Below are 3,064 nucleotides of genomic sequence, written 5' to 3'. Positions count from 1 at the left end.
GTGCGTCACCAGCGGTTTATGCATTTTTTTAGGAGGGATATGGATTAAGAGTGACGGTGCATTAGGAGGCGGGATATTTTTATTAATATCCTTATCTTTAACCATATTAGTTGGAGGATTGATCTTAGCTGGACGCTCAGTTCTATCCATTGATGATCAGTGCTTATCCAGACAAATTTTTGGTAAAACCTGGCAAAAAATAAAATGGGAAAATGTCAGCTTAATTACTGCCTTCCCTGTATCTAGCATGCGCGGACTTAATGCCAGAGGATTTAATATATATCCTACAACAAAACCAACATTCCGGATTACTCCATCAGGGAAGATCACATTCACCGACCAGCTTGAAAACATTTCAGAGCTCATCGCTCTTATAAACGACTACGCCAGCCAGAAAAAAATACCAATTAAAATCAGAAAAACATTGTTCGACGAGCTAAAACCCTCAGACAAATTATGAATAATTTCAATATAACAAGCCGACACTCCTGAGGCTTCTGCTGGAGTGCAAATCGCCCAACAGCCAGCAGTACACTGGGCGGAAAAATGATGGCACGGGTGTCTATTATTATCGGGCACTCTCCGGGATTTGGGCGATTTATCTCGGGAGATTCGATTGGCCTTGCGGGTGGGATTAATACGTACGTCTATGTCAGCGGCAATCCGTTACGTTACAAAGATCCGCAAGGTAAATGGCTAGTCGGTGCAGTAACCGGTGCAGTTATTGGCGGGATCAGTGGCTATGCTAGCGCGTTTGAAATCGGTGGCGATGAGACTGATGCTACTTGGGCTGCTTTATCGGGGGCGCTAGCTGGCGCTGCAGTCGGCGCGATTGCGCCTGAAAGCCCATGGGCTCCTGCTGCAACCAGTGCTGCAGGCGGAGCTGTAGGTGATTGGGCTGGTCAAAAGTTATCGAATCACGCTAAAAGCAAAGAGAATGCTTGTATCCCTCAAGGTAAGGTAAATTGGGGGAGAGGTAGTAGGCGCGGGTATCGGCAGCGCGATTGCCGGCTTGGCGCAGGGCAAAGGAATCGCCGCTGCCATCCTCAGTGGAGAACTAGGCTTTATGGGCGGCGCTGCAGGAGCCGGCATCTGTAATCAGCTTGGAAAATAATTCCACCATGAATACTTGGCACGATAAGACGTTTGGCAGGACCGGCATATGGATTTGGCTTCCTGGAATAAGCCCTATTGTTCTTTTGGGAGTTTTTATTTTTCTTGCTTCTCCATACTATTACCTACAGGACTTTATAGGAGGTGGGATATTATTAGGCCTGCCTGCTGCTTGGGGTATATTCTACATTTCCCAGGTCCGAACAGTACTGCAAGAAATTTCGCTGGATGATGATCGTATTTTAGGGAGGTTGTATTTCGGTAGACACATAGAGATCAAGGCGCCTGACATTAAGTCAATATCTTATTATCCGATGACGTGGAAAATCCGACAAGTCAACCTATTTGACCGAAATAAGCCCGGCATCAATATTGAGCTTCACAATGGCAGAATACTGCGAATAAATGCAAAAACCGAAGGGTTCGCCAGTTTGGTAGAAACATTAAAGGCGTTTGCTAAAGCATCCGACCAAATTTTTTGCAGCCTATAAAATAACTGTGATTTCTCCTCAGCACCACTCATATGGTGTCGTTCATAAATGTCGCAACTCCAAATCCAATAACGGGTACAGTTTTTGGCTGGTCGGGAACTGCTAGCTTAGATCGACATGGGAGCTGGTACGAGAGTGTATTAGGTGCAGGACTTGGAAAGTCTGCTAATATTATAATTGGAAGTATTACTACATATGGAATTCGTACATAATCTCATAACACCTGCCCCAGCAACATCCATGACTGCTATCATCAACAACGTCAATACYCCTCAGTTTGGTACGCAACAGTAGTGTGGTCGACAGGGTGATAATCATGATGCTCATCAGATTTTTATGCACTCGCTCCCTGATCTTCTTAGTCTTGTTGTTCGGACTTGGATTGGGATGTGTGTCACTCTCTCAGGCTTCGGCATACGGAAACTGCCCTCCCGAAATGAATAGCCAAGCAGGGTCTTTTTTAGTTGATGCACGTGGAGATTGGCCCTCCCTTTTCAAGCATCAGAGAGTCTTCGCTTCTTGTGATGATGGTGAGCTTGGCGAGGGCTATTCTGAAGCAGTGGCGAACCTCTTCGCCCAAGGATGGRATCAGTTCGATACATTTGTTGCACTTGCAGAAACACACCCTGACTTTCAAAATTGGGCGATACGACATATCGATGCGACTGTCTCAGATGACGACCTAAATAGAATCATATTAAATTCCAATACATGCATTAATAATGCACCGGTGGAAAAACTTTGCAGGGTTATTCGACAGAGTGCTGAAAATGCCCTGATGGAATCTGCACGGATGCGACGATAAAATTTGGGGATAGGTTCTACGCCTATGTCAGCGGCATCCTTGCTGTATGACGCCAACGGCAATATGACCRGTGACGCTCCTGGTACGGCGCGCCGACTTTGTATCGTTACAAAGGAAATTAACCGATGAGCATTCCAAACATTAAGATCTTCATGATTGCAATTTCGTGCTTATTGCCGCCATTGACTGCATGGGCCAAATCACCCTGTGATGGTATTGACCGACGTTTAAACTTATCTGAAATACCGAAGCTACGCATAGAGGTGGGACATCAATTAAATGTCGACAACGTAGAGATTTTACAATCTTTTAAAAGCCTTAGCTGGACGATTTTGTATGCAGCCTCAGATGAGACTGACCCTGCATTTTTATTTTATTCAGACAACCCAATCAACCATCACTTTATAACTCTATGGAGTGGCGGAGCGAAGCCTGATGAGGAGCAAGCTATTAGTTCATGGCTTCAGAAAAACGCCAAAGGCATTCCTACCAATCTAGCGCAATGTTTTGTATGGCACGTGACGAAAGATCGAGACATGTAAACAAATCTCCGCTCGAAAAGCTAAAACATCTTTCCCCATGCTGGGGGGGAAGATCGATAATTTAGGCCACATCAAACAAGGTCAAGCCCGAGTCCCCACATTGCTTTACGGTG

General features: G+C 45.3%; 5 protein-coding genes. All 5 read left to right on the top strand.

Annotation, left to right across the window (positions count from 1 at the left end):
• Nucleotides 1-460 (top strand): hypothetical protein (locus tag AC1DLB_RS26275; RefSeq protein WP_477785936.1); only part of this gene is annotated, 460 nt, incomplete at its 5' end.
• A gap of 86 nt (nt 461-546) precedes the next feature.
• The gene (locus AC1DLB_RS26270; RefSeq protein WP_477743963.1) at nt 547-1,098 is read left to right on the top strand and encodes an RHS repeat-associated core domain-containing protein; all 552 of its coding nucleotides are present in this window, start codon (nt 547-549) and stop codon (nt 1,096-1,098) included.
• A gap of 23 nt (nt 1,099-1,121) precedes the next feature.
• Complete coding sequence (locus AC1DLB_RS26265) at nt 1,122-1,604, top strand: hypothetical protein (protein ID WP_477743962.1); 483 nt, start codon at nt 1,122-1,124, stop codon at nt 1,602-1,604.
• 316 nt (nt 1,605-1,920) lie between these two features.
• Nucleotides 1,921-2,409 (top strand): hypothetical protein, encoded by a 489-nt coding sequence (locus AC1DLB_RS26260; protein ID WP_477785935.1) that lies wholly within the window; start codon nt 1,921-1,923, stop codon nt 2,407-2,409.
• Between the two features lie 125 nt (nt 2,410-2,534).
• Entirely contained in the window at nt 2,535-2,951 is a 417-nt protein-coding gene (locus AC1DLB_RS26255; RefSeq protein WP_018927722.1) for a hypothetical protein, read from the top strand.
• Nucleotides 2,952-3,064: the final 113 nt, after the last annotated feature.

The organism is Pseudomonas sp. 05N434 (assembly GCF_056396965.1).
The sequence above is the reverse complement of the archived record's forward strand: the minus strand, read 5'-3'. Positions and strand labels throughout refer to the sequence as shown.

Excerpts from the sequence above, each read along its gene's own strand:
- AC1DLB_RS26255 (WP_018927722.1), top strand. The coding sequence starts at position 2,535 with ATGAGCATTCCAAACATTAAGATCTTCATGATTGCAATTTCGTGCTTA.
- AC1DLB_RS26265 (WP_477743962.1), top strand. The coding sequence starts at position 1,122 with ATGAATACTTGGCACGATAAGACGTTTGGCAGGACCGGCATATGGATT.
- AC1DLB_RS26270 (WP_477743963.1), top strand. The coding sequence starts at position 547 with ATGATGGCACGGGTGTCTATTATTATCGGGCACTCTCCGGGATTTGGG.